Origin of the sequence: Actinomadura sp. K4S16, from assembly GCF_008327685.1 — a bacterium.
Lineage (GTDB): Bacteria > Actinomycetota > Actinomycetes > Streptosporangiales > Streptosporangiaceae > Spirillospora.
Window position 1 is genome coordinate 105,030 of the sequence record NZ_BDDE01000012.1, and the last position, 15,763, is coordinate 120,792.

Consider the following 15,763-nt stretch of genomic DNA (forward strand, 5'->3'; position numbering starts at 1 on the left):
AAAGCCACCGGATCCCCGAAAGCCCAGTACGGAGCCGCTCGTGTCCCCGCAGATCAGCATCGTCGTCCCCATCCGCAACACCGGCGGCCGCCTGGCGGAGTGCCTGGAGTCGATCGCGGGGCAGACGCTGCGCGACATCCAGGTGCTCATGGTGGACGAGCCCATGGGGGAGGAAAGGGCGGGCGACGGCGGAACGGGCAAGGACGCGGCGCTCGCCAAGGAGTTCGCAGGACGCGACGACCGTTTCGCGGTCCTGAAGCCCGGTCCCGGCACGGCGGCCATGGACGCCGGCATCGAGCAGGCGAAGGGCCGCTACCTCGCCTTCGCCGACGGTGAGGACGCGGTGCCGCCCTACGCCTACGAACTGCTCGTCAGGACGCTGGACACCACCGGCTCGGATCTCGCCGGCGGCAACGTCATGTGCCTGGACGAGGACCAGGTGCGGCAGTCACCGCTCCACAGGGACTCCTACGCGGAGACCATGAAGTCGACGCACGTGACCCGCCACCCTGCCCTCCTGCAAGACAGGACGGTGTGGAACAAGGTCTACCGGCGCTCGTTCTGGGACGCGCACGGCTTCGAGTTCGGGTCCGGCCGGGACATGCTCATCGCGGTGCAGACCCACCTGCTGGCATCCGTCGTGGACGTGTTGGACGCGACCGTCTACTTCTGGCGCGACCGTCCAGGGACGGCCATGCGCACGCGCCCCGACCCGGCCGACATCACCCAGCGCATGGCGAACCTCGCGAAGACGCGGGAACTCGTCCGCACGCACGCGCCGGACCTGCTGGCCGTCCACGACATGTACGCGCTCGACCTGGACGTGCGCGAGCTCATGCTCGCCCTGCCCGCCGCCACGTGGGAGGAGCGCGAACGCCTGGCCGAGCTGGGCGCGGAGATCGTCGCGGAGGCCGGGCGCCGGGCCACCGTCGGCCTTGAGGCGATCAGAAGGCTGGAGACGTACCTGCTCGGCGCGTGCATGCTGCCCGAACTGCTGGAGGTGCTGCGCTTCGAGGAGAGGGGGCTGCGGGACGTCCCGCTCGTGTCCCGCGGCCGCCTTCGGCAGCGCTGGTACGCCCGCTACCCCTTCTTCGACGACCCGGACACGGGCATCCCGGAGGACGTGTACGACGTCACCGACGAACTGGTGCTGTGGGCGGACGTCGACCGTGTGGAGTGGGACGTCGACACCCTCATCGTGGAGGGGCACGCCCACTTCGACCGGTTCGGGGTCGCGTCGGTGACCGATTCCCGGATCCGCGTCTGGATGCGCGACGTGCGGACCGGCAAGGAGATCCGGCTGCCGGTGGAGCGCAGGTACGTCCCGGAGGTCACGGCACGCGCCGGCCGGGCGAACGTCTCCCTGGACTGGTCGGGGTTCACGGTCCGGGTGGAGCCCGAATACCTGCTGGACGGCGACGAATGGCGGACGGCCACCTACGAGCTGTTCGCGGAGGTGACGACGGCCGGGCGCAGGGCGGTCCAGCGGTTGACCGCGACGGCCCCGGCCGTGCGGTGGACGGCGGCGCGGCAGGTGGACGAGCACGTGGCCGTCCAGCCGGCGGCGGGCGACGACGACGTGTTCGTCGTCCACGTCAAGCGGGCCAAGGCCGTCCTCACCGGACTGCGCCGCGAAGGCGACGTGCTGGTGCTGTCCGGCTGGACGCGGCGCGCGCTCGGCGCCGGAGCCGCGATGGTCGCGGTCCGCAGGCACGGGGGAGCCGAGGTCCGCGGCGAGGTGACGCTGCGGCAGGCGGCCGTCCTGCGGATGGCGGAGGGCACCGGGTTCGACTTCACCGCGAGGCTGCCGCTGGAGTACCTCGCGTCCGTCCCGGGCGGCGAGCCGCACGGCCCGCACCTGCGCGACGCCATCGACTGGGACATCCGGTTGACGGGCGACGGCGGCCCGCTCCGCCTCACCGTGGCGAGCAACGTCAGGCCCGCTCGGTTCGCCTTCCCGGAAGGGGAGGGGCGCGGCCGGGAGTTCGCCGTCAGCCGCACCGCGTTCGGGAACCTGCGCGGGGTCGAGCGCAGCATCCGCCCGGTCGTCACGGACGCCGAGTGGGACGCCGGCGGCCTGCTCACGCTGACCGGCGACTTCGCCGACCCCGAAGACCGCCCCGACCACTTCGTCCTGCGGCGGCGCCTTTCCGGCGACGAACACCGCGTCCCTGTCACGTGGGACGGCGACGCGGGAGCCAGCGACACAACCGGGAAGGGCGCCCGGTTCACCGCGACCTTCACGCCCGCAGCGATGCCGGTGTTCGGGACGGACCTCCCCCTGAGCAGCGGCACCTGGGACATGCTGGCGCGCACGAGTTCCGGAGAGGTGGCTCTCGTCGTCGAACGTGAGGCCATCCCCGACCTGCCCGACCGGCATCGCGTCGGAACGCACGAATTCGAGGTCGGCGTCCACCAGATCGACGCGTTGATGCTGTTCAGCCGTCCGGCCTTGGAGGACGACGAGCGCGGCGGCCACGCACAGGTCCTTCTCTTCCAGAGGGACTATCCCGTCTACCTGCGGAGCCCCCTGGCCGATATCGCGGTCTTCAGCAGCTACGACGGCAACCAGTACAGCTGCAGCCCCAGGGCCGTCTATGAGGAGCTCGTCCGCCGCGACACCGATCTGGAATGCGTGTGGATCTCCCGGGACGACCAGTTCGCGGTGGGCGGCAAGGCGGAGACGGTCCTGGCCGGCAGCCGCGAGCACTTCCGCGTCCTCGCGCGCGCTCGGTACATCGTCACCAACCAGGCGATGCCGGCCTGGTTCCTCAAGCGGGAGGGGCAGACCTACCTCCAGACCTGGCACGGCACCCCGCTGAAGCGCATCGCCTACGACCTGAGGGACATGCCGTACCAGCGCATCGAACCGCTGGACTGGATGGAACGGGAGGTGCCGCGATGGGATCTCCTGCTGTCCCCCAGCCCCTACGCCACACAGGTCATGCGGCGGGCCTTCCGGTACGAGGGCGAGGTCCTGGAGGCCGGGTTCCCGCGCAACGACATCCTCAGCACGCCCGAGTGGGAGCGCATCGGGGCCCACGTCCGGAAGCGCCTGGGGATCCCCCAGGGCAAGAAGGTCGTCCTCTACGCGCCGACATGGCGGGACGACCGGTACCACGGTGGGGGCAGGCACGGCTTCTCCATGGAACTGGACCTGGACACCATGCGGCAGGCCCTCGGCGACGACCACGTCCTCCTCCTCAGGACGCACCACCTCATCACCGACCGGGACCTCAGGCTCACCAACCGCATCGCCGCGGACCGGCTCGCCGGGAGCGACTCGGGTCCCTTCATCATCGACGTGTCCCGATACCCCGACATCGCCGAGCTGTACATGGCGGCCGACGTGCTCGTCACGGACTACTCGTCCGCCATGTTCGACTACGCGATCCTGGGGCGACCCATCGTCCTCTACACCTACGACCTGGACTGGTACCGCGACCACCTGCGCGGCTTCTACTTCGACCTGGAGGCCGAAGCGCCCGGCCCGGTCGTGCGGACGACCGCGGACGTCGCCGAGGCCGTCAGGGCGGCGCCCGCCGGCGAGCAGCGCTACGCGGACGCCTACGACCGCTTCTTCGTGAAGTACTGCCCACACGACGACGGCCAGGCGGCGTCCCGAGTGGTGGACCGCATCTTCGGCAAAGCCTGAACCCCGTCCCAGCTCTTCGGTGAGCACGTAGCCGGAGCCCGCCGCTCAGCCAGGGCGGCGGGCCCGTGCGAACAGTCGCACGCCCGGCCACGAGGCGGTCGGCAGCCGCCGTTCCAGCGCGGCGGACAAGCGCAGCGCCTCGTTGGCGAACGGGTGCAGCGGCGCCAGATCCTCGCGCCGCGCCGTCCGATTCCTGAGCAGCCGCAGGAGCGGCCTGTGCAGGACGCCCCTGCTCCACACGCGCTCCAGCACCAGCCCGGCGCCCTCCAGCAGATCGACCAGGGCGCGGCGGCTGTAGCGGCGGACGCGTCCGAGGGCCACGTCGTGCGCCGACCAGAGAGCCATGTCGCACGACACGGACACCAGCGCCGTCCCGCCCGGCCGCAGCACCCGCGCGACCTCCGCGGCCGCACGCGCGTCGTCCTCCACATGCTCCAGCACGTCCAGCACCAGGGCCAGGTCGTATTCGGATGCCGGAAGCGGCAGGTAGCGCGCGTCTCCCTCGTAGGCCTCGACGCCGTGGGCGCGGGCCAGCGCGACGGCGGCCGGGCTCAGGTCGACCGCGGTGGCGCTCCAGCCGTGGTCGGCCAGCACGCGGCAGCACGCACCGGACGCGGCGCCGATGTCGACGGCCGTACCGGGCACGCTGAACCGCAGCAGTTCCGCCGACAGGATCGCCCGGCGCTCGCGGTACCACCAGTTGTCGTTCTCGATCCGCGCGATCCGCTGGAGCTCGGTGGTGTCCACGGAACAAGCCGACCGCACCGGCGCAGGCCCGTTCCATCGACGCCGCCGCCCGCGCACGGATCGTTGACGCCGCCTTGACCCCGCCCCGGACGTGAACCCCGGACGTGAACCCCGGACGTGAACCCCGGACGTGAACCCCGGTCGGGGCCCCGCGAGGTCAGCGCTTCTTGCGGCGGCGCAGGAGGAAGCGGATGAACAGGATGAGCACCACCAGGCCACCGACGGCGGGAACGGCACGCTTGGCGATCGACGGGCCGACGAACTCCAGCAGGTCGATCGCGTCGTCGCCGTCGTCCCTGGCGCCCGCGCGCTGGGGCTCCCCGCGCCCGCCGGCCACGTGCAGCGAGGGTCGTTGCGAGGGCTCGGCCTTGACCGGGCCGGGCTTTTCGGCGGTCTCCTCCGGCGTCGCAGAGGCCACGCCGGTCTCGGCCTCCAGCTCCGGCTTGGCGGCCTCCGCAGCGCTCTCTGAGGCAGCGCCCGGGCTCTCCGATACCTCGCCGGACGTCTCCGCAGGCGCAACGGCGGCGACGGCGGGCGTCTCGGCGGAGGCCTCGGCGGGCTTCTCAGGCGGAGTCTCGGCGGGCTTCTCAACGGGGGCGGCAGGGGCGGGCGCCTCCAGCTCGGCGGCCAGCTGCGTCGCGAACCGGGAAATGATCTTGGAGCCGACCTCGGACAGGATGTTGCGGCCGAACTGCGCCGGCCGGCCCGTCACGTTCAGCTTGGTGTGGACGGACACGCGGGTGATGCCGTTTTCCTCGCGCAGCCTCGCCTGCACGGTCGCCGCCGCCGTCCCGGACCCGCGGGCCTCCTTGGCGGACGCCTCCATCGTGACGACGCGGGACGACTCGTCCGCGGAGACGATCCGCGCGGTGCCGCGGTAGGTGATGGTCATCGCGCCGACCTTCACCTTCATCCGGCCCGAGTACTCCTCGCCCTCGACAGAGTCGAGCGTCGCGCCCGGCATGCAGGCCGCGACGCGCTCCACGTCGAGCAGCACCGACCAGGCCTGATCCACCGGCACGGGGACGGTGAAATCGTGGTCCAGCTCCATGATCAGTGTCCTTATCGTCCGGAGACCTTGCCCGTGACCTTACGGTGGCCGCCCGTCGCGTCGCCAGTGGGGTCATACCCCCCACGCTCCAGGCAACTCGGTACCCCGCAGCCCGGCGAACATGCGGGACGGCCCACATGCGGTACGGCCCACATGCGGTACGGCCCACATGCGGTACGGCCCACAGGCGGGAGGTGGACATGCGGCCGGGCAACGGGGCGACGGTGCCCGGCCGCATGTCCATGCCGCGCGGGCGGGTCAGCCCGCGGCGGCCGCCAGCGCGCGCGCCGTCAGCACCGTGGCCAGATGCGCCCGGTACTCCGACGACCCGTGCAGGTCGGTGGGCGGCTCCGTGCCGGCCGCCGCCTGCGCGGCGGCGGTCCGGAACGTGTCCTCCGACACCGCCCCGCCTCTGACGGCGGTCTCCACCGCGCTCGCCCTGACCGGGGTCGGTCCCATGTTGGTCAGTGCGATCCGCGCCTCCTCGACGCCGTCGCCGTTGCGGCGGACGGCGCACGCGATGCCGACGATCGCCCATGCCTGCGCCGTCCGGTGGAACTTCTCGTAGTGCACGCCCCAGCCCGCGCCCAGCTTCGGCACGCGCACGCCTACGAGCAGTTCGTCCGGCTCCATCGCCGACGTCATCCAGTCGACGAAGAACTCCGACGCGGGGATCTCCCTCTCACCGCGCGCGGACCGGACGAGGAGCACCGCGTCCAAGGCGAGCGCGACCGCGGGCAGGTCGCCCGCCGGGTCCGCGTGGGCGAGCGACCCGCCGAAGGTGCCGCGGTGCCGGACCGCCGGGTCGGCGACGGTCTCCGTCGCCTCCACGATCAGCGGGACGTGCTCGCGCACCAGCGGATCGCGCAGCACCTGGTGGTGCGTCGCCATGGCGCCGATGAACACCGAGTCGCCCTCGTCGCGGATCTCCCGCAGCGCGTCGATCCGGTCCAGGTCGATCAGCGCGTCGGGGTAGGCGAGCCGGAGCCGCAGCAGCGGCATCAGGCTCTGCCCGCCCGCCAGCACCTTGGCGTCCTCGCCCGCGTCGGCCAGCGCCTGGACGGCGTCGTCCAACGAGGCGGGACGGACGTAGTCGAACGTCGCGGGGATCACTGGTCACCTCCGGCCGAGCCGAGTCCGCCGCCCGCGCCCGGTTCCGCGGCGGCGGGTTTCTCCTCCGCGCGCATCGCGCGCCACACGCGTTCGGGCGTGCACGGCATCGGCACGTCGTGCACGCCGTACGGGCGCAGCGCGTCCACGATCGCGTTGACGACCGCCGGCGTGGAGGCGATCGTGCCGGCCTCGCCGACGCCCTTCACGCCCATCGGGTTGGACGTCGCGGGCGTCTCGGTGCGGTCGGTCGTGAACGACGGGAGGTCCGCGGCCGACGGGACGAGGTAGTCGGCCATCGTGGTCGTCGTCAGGTTCCCGTCCGCGTCGTAGACGGCCTCCTCGTAGAGGGCCTGGGCGATGCCCTGCGCGAGCCCGCCGTGGACCTGCCCCTCGACGATGAGCGGGTTGACGACCTTGCCGACGTCGTCCACGGCCACGTACTTGCGGAGCTTCACCATCCCGGTCTCGGTGTCGACCTCGGCTGCGCACAGGTGCGTGCCGTGCGGGTAGGAGAAGTTCTCCGGGTCGAACGTGGCGTCGGAGTCCAGGGACGGTTCCAGACCCTCCGGCAGGTCGTGCGCGGCGAACGCGGCCAGCGCGACCTCCTGGATCGTCTTGCCCTCCTCCTGGACGCCCCGGACGCTGAACCGTCCGCCGCTGAACTCCAGGTCCTGTTCGGACGCCTCCAGCAGGTGCGCCGCCACCTTGCGGGCCTTCTCCACCACCTTCTCGCAAGCGGAGAACAACGCGACGCCCCCGACGGCCAGGGAACGGGAGCCGTACGTGTCCATCCCTTTGGGAGAGACCGCGGTGTCGCCGTGCAGGACCTTCACGTCCTCGAACGGCACGCCGAGCCGGTCGGCGGCGATCTGCGCCCAGGCCGTCGCGTGGCCCTGCCCGTGCGGAGACGAGCCGGTGACCACCTCGACCTTGCCGGACGGCAGTACGCGCACCGACGCGTGCTCCCACCCGCCGGCCCCGTACGACAGCGAACCGAGAACCCGGGATGGCGCGAGACCGCACATCTCCGTGAACGTGGACACCCCGATGCCCAACTGCACCGGATCGCGCCGTTCCCGCCTGTCCGCCTGCTCCGCGCGGAGCTTGTCGTACTCGAACAGCTCCAGCGCCTTCTCAGTCGCCGCCTCGTAGTTCCCCGTGTCGTAGGTGAGGCCCGCGATCGTCTCGTACGGGAACTCCTCGTGCTCGATCCAGTTGCGTCGCCTCACCTCGATGGGGTCGACGCCCAGTTCGTCGGCCAGCTCGTCCATCATCCGCTCGATGGCGTAGGTGGCCTCCGGGCGGCCCGCGCCCCGGTAGGCGTCCGTGGGCGTCTTGGTCGTGAAGACCCCCGTGCAGGTGAACGACAGCGCGTCCATCTTGTAGATGCCGTTGAACATGAACGCGCCCAGCAGCGGGATGCCGGGCGTGACCAGCATCAGGTACGCGCCCATGTCGGCCAGCAGTTCGACCTTCAGGCCGCGGATCCGGCCGTCGCGTTCGGCGGCGAGCGTGAGCCGCTGGATCTGGTCGCGGCCGTGGTGGACGGTCATGTTGCCCTCGCTGCGGGTCTCCGTCCACTTGACCGGACGGCCGAGCCTGCGGGCCAGCAGCAGCGCGAGGACCTCCTCCCCGTACACCTGCAGCTTGGAGCCGAAGCCGCCGCCGACGTCGGGGGCGACGACCCGGATCCGGTGCTCGGGGATCCCGGTGACCGTGGCCAGCATCAGCCGCAGGATGTGCGGGATCTGCGTGGCCGAGTACAGCGTGAACTCGTCGCCCTCGGGGACGCACAGAACCGACCGCGGCTCCATCGCCGTCGGGATGAGCCTCTGTTGGACGTAGCGGCGCTCCAGCACGACCGGGGCGTCCCTCATCGCGGCGTCGAGATCCCCGTTCTCGAACACCCACGTGTAGGACTTGTTCGTCCCCAGGTCCTCGTGCACCAGATCGGCGCCGTCGGCTATGGCCGCTTCCATGTCCACCACGGCGGGCAGCGGCTCGTAGTCGACGTCGATCTCCTCCAGGGCGTCGACCGCAGCGGCCTTGTCCCGGGCCACGACGCAAGCGACGGGCTCTCCGACGTAGCGGACCTCGTCCACCGCCATGGGCGGATGGTCCGGATGCTTCATGTCCTCGGTCACGACCCACGCGCACGGCAGCGAACCCTGCTCCGCGGCGAAGTCCCGCCCGCTGAACGCCGCGACGACCCCGGGACGCTTCTTCGCGGGCGCGGTGTCGACGCCGGTGATCCGGGCGTGCGCGAACGGGCTGCGCAGGAACGCCACGTACAGCGTGCCCGCGGGCGTCATGTTGTCGGTCCACTTCGTCCGGCCGGTGATGAGCCGGGCGTCCTCCGACCGCTTGCGCGGGGTGCCGACCTCCTGCACGGTCACGGCGTCACCTCCTGCCGGCCGGGCTCGCGCATCTCGCTCGCCGCTCGCCGCACGGCCTTGACGATGTTCTGGTAACCCGTGCACCTGCACAGGTTCCCTTCCAGCCCCTCCCGGACCTCGTCCTCGGACGGGTCGGGGTTCTCCCGCAGCAGGTCGAGCGACGCCATGATCATGCCCGGCGTGCAGTAGCCGCACTGGAGCGCGTGTTCCTCGTGGAAGGCCTGCTGCATCGGGTGCGTGGTGCCGTCGACGCCGAGCCCCTCGACGGTCGTCACGTCGTGGCCGTCCGCCTGGACGGCGAGCACGGAGCAGCTCTTCACGCTCATCCCGTCCATCAGGACGGTGCAGGCTCCGCAGTTGCTGGTGTCGCACCCGACCGGGGTCCCGACCTTCCCCAGCCGTTCGCGCAGATATTGGACGAGAAGGAGGCGCGGCTCGACGTCGTCTTCGTACGTCGCTCCGTCGACCTCGACACGGATACGTGGCATGCGGTTTCTCCCAGGGACGTCTCGGGGTGGACAGTGAGAGACGTCCCTGGGCGGGGCACGCTGATCCGGCCACGTCATCGGGGCCACCTCCGTGGAAGGCGACCCTACGAACCTAATCCGGGGTTGAATGCCGTACTAGTCCTCGACGTCTCTTATTTACCGACGTCTGGGGGACTGATGGCCGCTAGTGCACGCGGAGCAGAACCGGCCAGGTCTTCGGCCCGACGATCCCGTCGTCGGAGACGCCGCCCCACCGCTGCACGGCCCTGACGGCCGACTCGGTGGTGTCGTCGAACTTCCCGGTCATGCTCACCTCGGGGTGGCTGCGCGCGAGCAGCAGCCCCTGCAGGCTCTCCACGTGCTCCCCGTGGTCGCCCTTGCTCAGCTGCGGCAGCTTCTTCACCATGTCCTCCGTCCAGTTGCCCCCGCCGTAGGCGGGCCGTCCGTAACCGGCGATGACGCCGGAGTCCCTGACGCGGCGCCTCACCGAGTCGCTCGTATTGCCCTCGATCGTCTGCAGGCGCCCGCCGCCGAGGACCTTCTCGACGACGCCGACGTGGTCGATCGCGCCGATGCTGTTGGTGGCGCCCCAGTCGAAGAACACGATGTCGCCGGGCTTCGCCTGGTTGACGCTCGCGGTCGTCCCGCTGTGCCAGCGTCCGGCCTTCTGGAAGTCCTGCGCGTGCCACACGGTGTAGGCGCGGTCCCCGCCCGGCAGGACGGCGCTCGCGTTCCCGCTGTGGCGCGCCCAGTAGGTGATGGCCATGTCGCACCAGGACGCCCGGAGGAACTCGTTCCCGTGCCTGGCCGCGTACTCCCGCGTGATCGTGTTCGGGCGGCCCGACATCCCGAGCGACTTGCGGGCCGCGGCGATCATCCCGGCGGCGCTCATGCCGTACCGCCCAGGTCCGCGCCGTCCTGGCCTGTGCCGCCTGTGCCTGGGCCTGCCGGGTCTGTGCCTGCCGAGCCTGTGCCTGCCGAGCCTGTGCCTGCCGAGCCTGTGCCTGCCGAGCCTGTGCCTGCCGAGCCTGTGCCTGCCGAGTCTGCGCCGTCCACGCCGGCCAGGCCCTCCCCGCGGAAGATCCCTTCGGCGTCGGGCTCGCCGTACAACTCCCGGAGGATCTGCTCCTCGTCGGGTTCGGTGGCCCGGTGGACGTCGGGGTTCACGTCTACCTCGTCCATGTGGGTCGCTTCCGCGGTGTCTGTTCTGGTCTGGGGGGTCACGTTGCTTCTCCGCAGCGTTGGACTGTCCGATCGGCCAGGAGCCTCCGTTCTGTGGGCGGCTCCTGGCCGACCGTAATAGGAACATCCACACTTTCTCCGGTTTTTGCCTAAAAACACGCATTAGCTAGCTTTCCACCCCCCACCAGCCAAGACGCCGGCCCCACCCCAACCCGACCACCCGCCCACCCCCAAGCCGGGCCTCCCCCAAGCCGGGGGAGGGCGGGCCGCCCTTCCGGGCGCCGCTTGGGAACGTTCCATTTTCGAGACGGGGAAGTGGGCCGGCGGGCACGGGCGAATGGCTCGACCGGGCGGGGCAGAGGTTCCTGATCAGGGGATATTTGGCGTTTCCGGGGTACGAGCCGCATATGTTCTTCTTTTCCTCTTCCCGGCTGGGATGCCTGGGGTCGTTGCTCGTGACCCTGATACTCACCTGGGCCGTGTACGTGTTCCTCAGCCGCTGAGCCCGCGGCGCGGACGGGGGTTCGCGGAAGGGGCGAGGGCTCGCGGAAGGACGGACAGGCACTCGGCGGGCGATTCCGGCCGACTGTGCGTGATCAGCTTGACAAGGTTCGGTTACCGAGTGTCTCCTTGTGTGCGTGACGAAGCGCGCGCAGACAGACAGCCCCGTGGCCCTCGGCCGCGTGGCCAGCGCGCTGTGTCCTTCGTGTTGTCGCTGACCCGGTTCCGGGCGATCGGCGCTCCTGCCGACGGTCCCCGTTCCCGCTGACGATCCGTCTCCGGCCGACACACCTGCACGAAGGACTCTTCCCGTGGACCTTTCCGTGGTTCCCGATCTCACCATGCGCGGCCAGGACGATCCGCACGCCCGCGTGATCGCCCTCCGTCCCGCGACCGTCGGACAGCTCGCCGCCCGCGTCCGCGCACTCGCCGGACGTCCGGGCGAGTGGTGGCGGCTCGTCCGGTTCGACCCCGACGCACCCGTGCACGTCCCGCTGGACGGCGAGATCTGGCTGACCACCTGGCCGCCCGGCCATGGCAGGACGATCCGGGCCCAGGCCAGCACCCTGATCGCGGGCGAGCTGGCGGAGGTGGTGATCACCGCGCGCGGCGTCACCGAACGCCCGCTGCGGGCCAACCGGGTCCGGGTGCACGGCGGCGCGCACGGTGTCCCCGGCAGTGTTCCCGGCAGTGTTCCCGGCAGTGTCCCCGGCGGTGTCCCTGGCGGCGAGGAGCCCTATGAGGGGTCGCCTGCGCTGACGAATCCGGGGCCGGCGTTCGCGGTCAGCTTGCACGCCGCTGCAGCACGTCCTTCGGGCCTCCCGCCCAGGTGATGACGAGTTTCCCCGAGCGCAGGACGGCCCGTCCGTCGATCCGGTCGTGCGAGCCGTTCGCGCAGCTCAGCTTGATCCGGCCCGTCGCGTCGACGGTGCCGGTGCAGAAACCCGGCGAGTTGAGGGCGGCGGCGCCCCGGAACAAGAAGAGGGCCACGCGCTGGGAGCCTGAGCCCGCCGTCCAGGTGCCGTCCAGCGCCGACTTCTTCTCCACTCCGGGCCGCACCCCGTTCAGCAGCGGCGGCGTCGGACGCGCCGTGGGGGACGCCGAGGGGCGGGAGGAGGCGGGCTCTCCGGAGTCGCTGCAGCCGGCCAGCGAGGCGGCGAGAAGGGCGGTGAGCAGCGCGCTGGGGAGCAGCCTCCGCGCGGGCACGGCCGGCCGCATGGGTCCTCCAGAAGATGAAGACGCGCGGCGGGCCCCGGGGGATTAGGCCCGCCGCGCGTGAACCGGGGGTCGGCGCGGGACGGCCGGGCCGTCCCGCGGAAAATCCACACCAATAGAAACCCGTAGGTTTTTCACGTCAAGATGCTCGGCGACGTCCGGCCGAATCCGGTCAGAAGGTCAACCCGTGGAGGCGCGAAGGGGTCCCAGCCGCCGGGACGGGACCGCGAGCCGGTCGTGGCAGGTCAGCCAGGGGCGTCGGCCAGGTAAGGGGAGGCGGCCTCGCGGCCGACGAGGGGAAGCAGCGCGAAGTAGGTGAGGGACGGCAGCAGCGACGGCAGTTCCTCCGCCTCGCCCGTCTCCATCTGGACGTGGATCGCGCTGTAGATGCCGCCCACGATCGCGTCCACGACCGGGATTGGGACTGGCGGCAGGGACGGGTCGGTGAAGAAGACGCGGAACCGGGTGAGGTTGTCGATGCGCGCCTGCCTGACCTGCGGGCCCGCCGCGTTCACCTCCACCAGCGACGCCCGCGCGAACCGGGGCTCCCGGGCGAGGGCGGCGAGCAGCGTGCGGAGCCCGGCGTGGATCCCGTCCGGCCAGGTCGGGGCGGCCTCGTAGGCCTCCGTCATGCGGCGGAGCAGGATGTCCATGCCGCGCTGGTAGGCGGCGAGGAAGCACGCGTCGAGGTCGGAGAAGTGCGCGTAGAACGTCTTCTTCGTGACGCCCGCGCCCTCGGTGACCCGGCTGATCGTCGTGTGCGCGTAGCCCCGCTCCGAGACGACGTGGACGAACGCGTCGATCAGCCGCTCACGCTGGATCCCCGCGACGGTCTCGGGGGAGAGGCCGTGCCGGCCCGGCTTGATGGCGCGTCCCGGGTCCAGCGCGGACCGGGAGCCGGGCAGCATGTCCGCGCAACCCGCCTCCGGTGTGCCGGCCTTCCCCGCCATCGACCCTCGCTTCGTCACCTGCCGTCGGGATCACACTACTCGGCGTTCCCGGCGCGAGGGGAAGCCCCGGGCCCTGCGGCTCGGGTCACAGTCCCACGTCAGCGCAGGTGCCGGCGGCGCGAGCGGGTCAGCACCCGGACCGTTCCGACGAGCCCGAGCCCGATCAGCACGACCGGGATCATGGCCGTCAGCGGCAGGACGTCCCCGTCCGTCAGCCCGTCCGCGAGGAACAGCCCCGCCAGGGAGAGGAAGAACAGCCCCGTCACGGGCCCTGCCGGATCGAACCGGAACCGCTTCTGACCGGTCATCTTCCCGCCCGCCCCCGTCCCGCTGGATTCTCTATCCCTGAACGCTGTGTCTCTGAACGCTGTGTCTCTGAACGCTGTGTCTCTGAACCCGGAGGCCCCGAGCTCTGTGTCTCTGAGCTCTGTGTCGATGGAGTGAATGTCGTCGGCATGGGTGGCGCCGGGATCGTCGCCGGCGGCTCGCCGCTGCTCAGACACGGTGCACGTCCACGTCCCCGAGCTTCCCGCGGATCCGCAGGACGATCACCGGCGGGTTCGCGGTGGACGCGCCCTCCGGTTCCAGGGTCTGCACGACCTTGGCGGCGGGCCCGCTCGTCGTCCGGTGGTCGACCCGCACGTCGCCGAGCCCGATCCGCGCGTCCACCAGCACGCGGGCGGTGGGCGGCACCGTGACCTCCAGCCCGCCGACTCCGACCTCGGCGTCGATCGTGACCCGCTGGCCGGCCGCGACCGGCAGGGCGGAGAGGTCCAAGTCGCCCTGCCCGATGCCCACCTTGTACAGGCGGCCGATCTGCGAGGTGTCGGTGGGACGCCAGTTGACCTCCCCGTACTCGGCGTTGCGCGGGACGTCGCCCGCGACCGAGGTGGTCAGCATGGCGAGGGTCAGCACGGTCCCGGCCGCCGCGAGGCCGCGGGTGCGGAACCAGCCGCCGACGACCAGGCCGAGCCCGATGACGGCGAGCGCGGGCGCCATGACGATCAGCCAGGAGTCCGGCGCCGGGTAGGACCGGGCCACAGGGATCATCGCCGCGCCGGCGGCCATGGCGGCGAGCAGCGTGATCGCCGCCACCGGCGACGTCCCGCCTCCGCAGCCGTGCTGAGCGGGCGCCTTGGTCGCGGAGGCGGGCGCGGTGCCGAAGGGTGCGGTGCCGAAGGGCGCGGTGGCCGCGGGCGTCTCCGCCCACGCGGCCGAGTACGCGGCGAGGTCGATCATGCCGTCGGGCAGGCCGCTCGCCCCGGGCCCGGAAGGCCCGTGCCCGCCGAGAGGCCCGTCCTTGCTGAGGGAGACGCCGCCGACGGTGGCGGGCTCCGACCGGGTCCACCCTGCGGAGGGCTCCGGCGGATACCCCGTGATCCGTTCTGGGGTGGTGCGCGCCACGGCCACGAGGTCTACGCCCCGTGAGTGCGCGACCAGCAGCACCAGCCCGAACACCACGAGGAACGCGATCGCGTCGGTGAGGACCCCGCCGAACAGGCTGAACGTGACGCCGACGCACAGCAGCGCGCCGAGGATCGTGAGGACGGCCTGCCCGTCGAACCACCGCTTGAGCATCTGCTCGGCGATCGACGACTCGTCCGGGCTCGCCGGCATCAGCAGCGCCGCCGCGATGTAGAGGAAGACCCCTTGCCCGTGCGCGAGGACGAGGATCGCGAACCCGACGCGGAACACGACCGGGTCGATGCCGGTGTAGCGGCCGAGCCCCGTGCACACACCGGCCAGCACCTTCCGCTCGGCGTCGCGCGCAAGCCGCCGGTAACCGTCTGCGGCCTGCTTCCCAACGCTCTGCTTCCCAACGCTCTGCTTCCCGAGGCCCTGCTCCCCGAGGCCCTGCTCCCCGTCGCGCGTCTCACCGCGGCCCTCGCTGGGCCGCCCGCCGTGTCCAACGCCGTCCTCAACGCCGTTGCCTGTGCCGTCGTGAATGCCCACGCCGTCGTGAACGCCCTGGCCCACGCCGTGCCCGCTCTCGCTCGCGTCGCCGCCAGGCCCGCGCAGGTCCTCTTTCCGACCCTGTTCCTCGCCCATGCCAGCCATGGTCGCGCGCCACCGGCGACGGACGGTATCGGGGACGCCCCTGACTCTCCCCCGAGATTGGAACCAGGGTCAGGGCGGGCTCAGGGTTCGTGCGCCCTTTCGGCGCCGCCACCGACAGTTCACTGTGGCGGGCGGTCGAGCGGGCTGGACTCGGTCAGGCAGACTCGGGCGGGATCGGAAACCCGTACCGCTGAGAGATCTCACGCAGCGCCCGAATGCAAGCAGACTGCACGGGCGCATAGCCTGCGTACTGGAGCTTCACACTGGCGAACGGCTTGTCTGCGCAGGTCCCGCGCTTTTCGGTCTGGCCGTGCCAACCGCACTCGCCACGCCGTCCGGCCGTGTCGCTCCCGTGGTTGGCCGGGTCGAACGGCTTGACCCAGATCACGTGCCCGTCGCTCGCCATG

General features: G+C 71.5%; 14 protein-coding genes. 2 read left to right on the forward strand and 12 right to left on the reverse strand.

All coding sequences use genetic code 11. The features are described 5' to 3' along the window. Positions 1-40 precede the first annotated feature (40 nt). Positions 41-3,655, forward strand: coding sequence for a bifunctional glycosyltransferase/CDP-glycerol:glycerophosphate glycerophosphotransferase (locus K4S16_RS11915; RefSeq protein WP_160160884.1), 3,615 nt, complete (start codon positions 41-43; stop codon positions 3,653-3,655). Between the two features lie 45 nt (positions 3,656-3,700). Here the strand turns inward: K4S16_RS11915 and K4S16_RS11920 are convergent, their stop codons facing one another. The 7 genes from K4S16_RS11920 to K4S16_RS11950 all read right to left on the reverse strand — a co-directional run bounded on the left by K4S16_RS11920 (position 3,701) and on the right by K4S16_RS11950 (position 10,674). Then, a complete protein-coding gene (locus tag K4S16_RS11920; protein ID WP_149258983.1) occupies positions 3,701-4,402 on the reverse strand; it encodes a bifunctional 2-polyprenyl-6-hydroxyphenol methylase/3-demethylubiquinol 3-O-methyltransferase UbiG in 702 nt (233 codons plus the stop codon). A 157-nt stretch (positions 4,403-4,559) separates the two neighbouring features. Continuing rightward, positions 4,560-5,453 carry an SRPBCC family protein gene (locus tag K4S16_RS11925; RefSeq protein WP_235036735.1) on the reverse strand — a complete coding sequence of 298 codons (894 nt, stop codon included), beginning with the start codon at positions 5,451-5,453 and terminating at the stop codon, positions 4,560-4,562. 258 nt (positions 5,454-5,711) lie between these two features. Then, on the reverse strand, positions 5,712-6,566 hold the full coding sequence (locus tag K4S16_RS11930; protein ID WP_149258985.1) for a xanthine dehydrogenase family protein subunit M: 855 nt from the start codon (positions 6,564-6,566) through the stop codon (positions 5,712-5,714). Next, positions 6,563-8,962 (reverse strand): xanthine dehydrogenase family protein molybdopterin-binding subunit, encoded by a 2,400-nt coding sequence (locus tag K4S16_RS11935; RefSeq protein ID WP_149258986.1) that lies wholly within the window; start codon positions 8,960-8,962, stop codon positions 6,563-6,565. Before K4S16_RS11935 ends, K4S16_RS11930 begins: the two co-directional genes overlap by 4 nt. Continuing rightward, positions 8,959-9,450, reverse strand: coding sequence for a (2Fe-2S)-binding protein (locus K4S16_RS11940; protein WP_149258987.1), 492 nt, complete (start codon positions 9,448-9,450; stop codon positions 8,959-8,961). The genes K4S16_RS11935 and K4S16_RS11940 overlap by 4 nt, the downstream gene beginning before the upstream one ends. Before the next feature lie 184 nt (positions 9,451-9,634). Then, positions 9,635-10,342 carry a peptidoglycan-binding protein gene (locus tag K4S16_RS11945; protein ID WP_149258988.1) on the reverse strand — a complete coding sequence of 236 codons (708 nt, stop codon included), beginning with the start codon at positions 10,340-10,342 and terminating at the stop codon, positions 9,635-9,637. Then, positions 10,339-10,674 (reverse strand): hypothetical protein, encoded by a 336-nt coding sequence (locus K4S16_RS11950; RefSeq protein ID WP_149258989.1) that lies wholly within the window; start codon positions 10,672-10,674, stop codon positions 10,339-10,341. Before K4S16_RS11950 ends, K4S16_RS11945 begins: the two co-directional genes overlap by 4 nt. A 770-nt stretch (positions 10,675-11,444) precedes the next feature. Here K4S16_RS11950 and K4S16_RS11955 point away from each other — a divergent pair. After that, entirely contained in the window at positions 11,445-11,966 is a 522-nt protein-coding gene (locus tag K4S16_RS11955; protein ID WP_149258990.1) for a cysteine dioxygenase, read from the forward strand. Here the strand turns inward: K4S16_RS11955 and K4S16_RS11960 are convergent. The 5 genes from K4S16_RS11960 to K4S16_RS11980 form a co-directional block, all read right to left on the reverse strand. Continuing rightward, positions 11,917-12,351, reverse strand: a complete 435-nt coding sequence (locus K4S16_RS11960; RefSeq protein WP_149258991.1) for a hypothetical protein — start codon at positions 12,349-12,351, stop codon at positions 11,917-11,919. The two genes, K4S16_RS11955 and K4S16_RS11960, sit on opposite strands and share 50 nt — an antisense overlap. A 242-nt stretch (positions 12,352-12,593) precedes the next feature. Next, entirely contained in the window at positions 12,594-13,298 is a 705-nt protein-coding gene (locus K4S16_RS11965; RefSeq protein ID WP_160160885.1) for a TetR/AcrR family transcriptional regulator, read from the reverse strand. A 98-nt stretch (positions 13,299-13,396) separates the two neighbouring features. After that, a complete protein-coding gene (locus tag K4S16_RS11970; protein ID WP_149258993.1) occupies positions 13,397-13,606 on the reverse strand; it encodes a hypothetical protein in 210 nt (69 codons plus the stop codon). A gap of 187 nt (positions 13,607-13,793) precedes the next feature. Beyond that, entirely contained in the window at positions 13,794-15,347 is a 1,554-nt protein-coding gene (locus K4S16_RS11975; RefSeq protein WP_149258994.1) for a PspC domain-containing protein, read from the reverse strand. Positions 15,348-15,510: 163 nt separating this feature from the next. After that, positions 15,511-15,762: a hypothetical protein gene (locus K4S16_RS11980; RefSeq protein WP_149258995.1), complete on the reverse strand. Its 252-nt coding sequence runs from the start codon at positions 15,760-15,762 to the stop codon at positions 15,511-15,513. Position 15,763 lies beyond the last annotated feature (1 nt).

Coding starts and splice junctions, on each gene's coding strand:
- K4S16_RS11925 (WP_235036735.1), bottom strand. CDS start 5,453: ATGGAGCTGGACCACGATTTCACCGTCCCCGTGCCGGTGGATCAGGCC.
- K4S16_RS11940 (WP_149258987.1), bottom strand. CDS start 9,450: ATGCCACGTATCCGTGTCGAGGTCGACGGAGCGACGTACGAAGACGAC.
- K4S16_RS11945 (WP_149258988.1), bottom strand. CDS start 10,342: ATGAGCGCCGCCGGGATGATCGCCGCGGCCCGCAAGTCGCTCGGGATG.
- K4S16_RS11960 (WP_149258991.1), bottom strand. CDS start 12,351: ATGCGGCCGGCCGTGCCCGCGCGGAGGCTGCTCCCCAGCGCGCTGCTC.
- K4S16_RS11965 (WP_160160885.1), bottom strand. CDS start 13,298: ATGGCGGGGAAGGCCGGCACACCGGAGGCGGGTTGCGCGGACATGCTG.
- K4S16_RS11970 (WP_149258993.1), bottom strand. CDS start 13,606: ATGACCGGTCAGAAGCGGTTCCGGTTCGATCCGGCAGGGCCCGTGACG.
- K4S16_RS11975 (WP_149258994.1), bottom strand. CDS start 15,347: ATGGGCGAGGAACAGGGTCGGAAAGAGGACCTGCGCGGGCCTGGCGGC.
- K4S16_RS11980 (WP_149258995.1), bottom strand. CDS start 15,762: ATGGCGAGCGACGGGCACGTGATCTGGGTCAAGCCGTTCGACCCGGCC.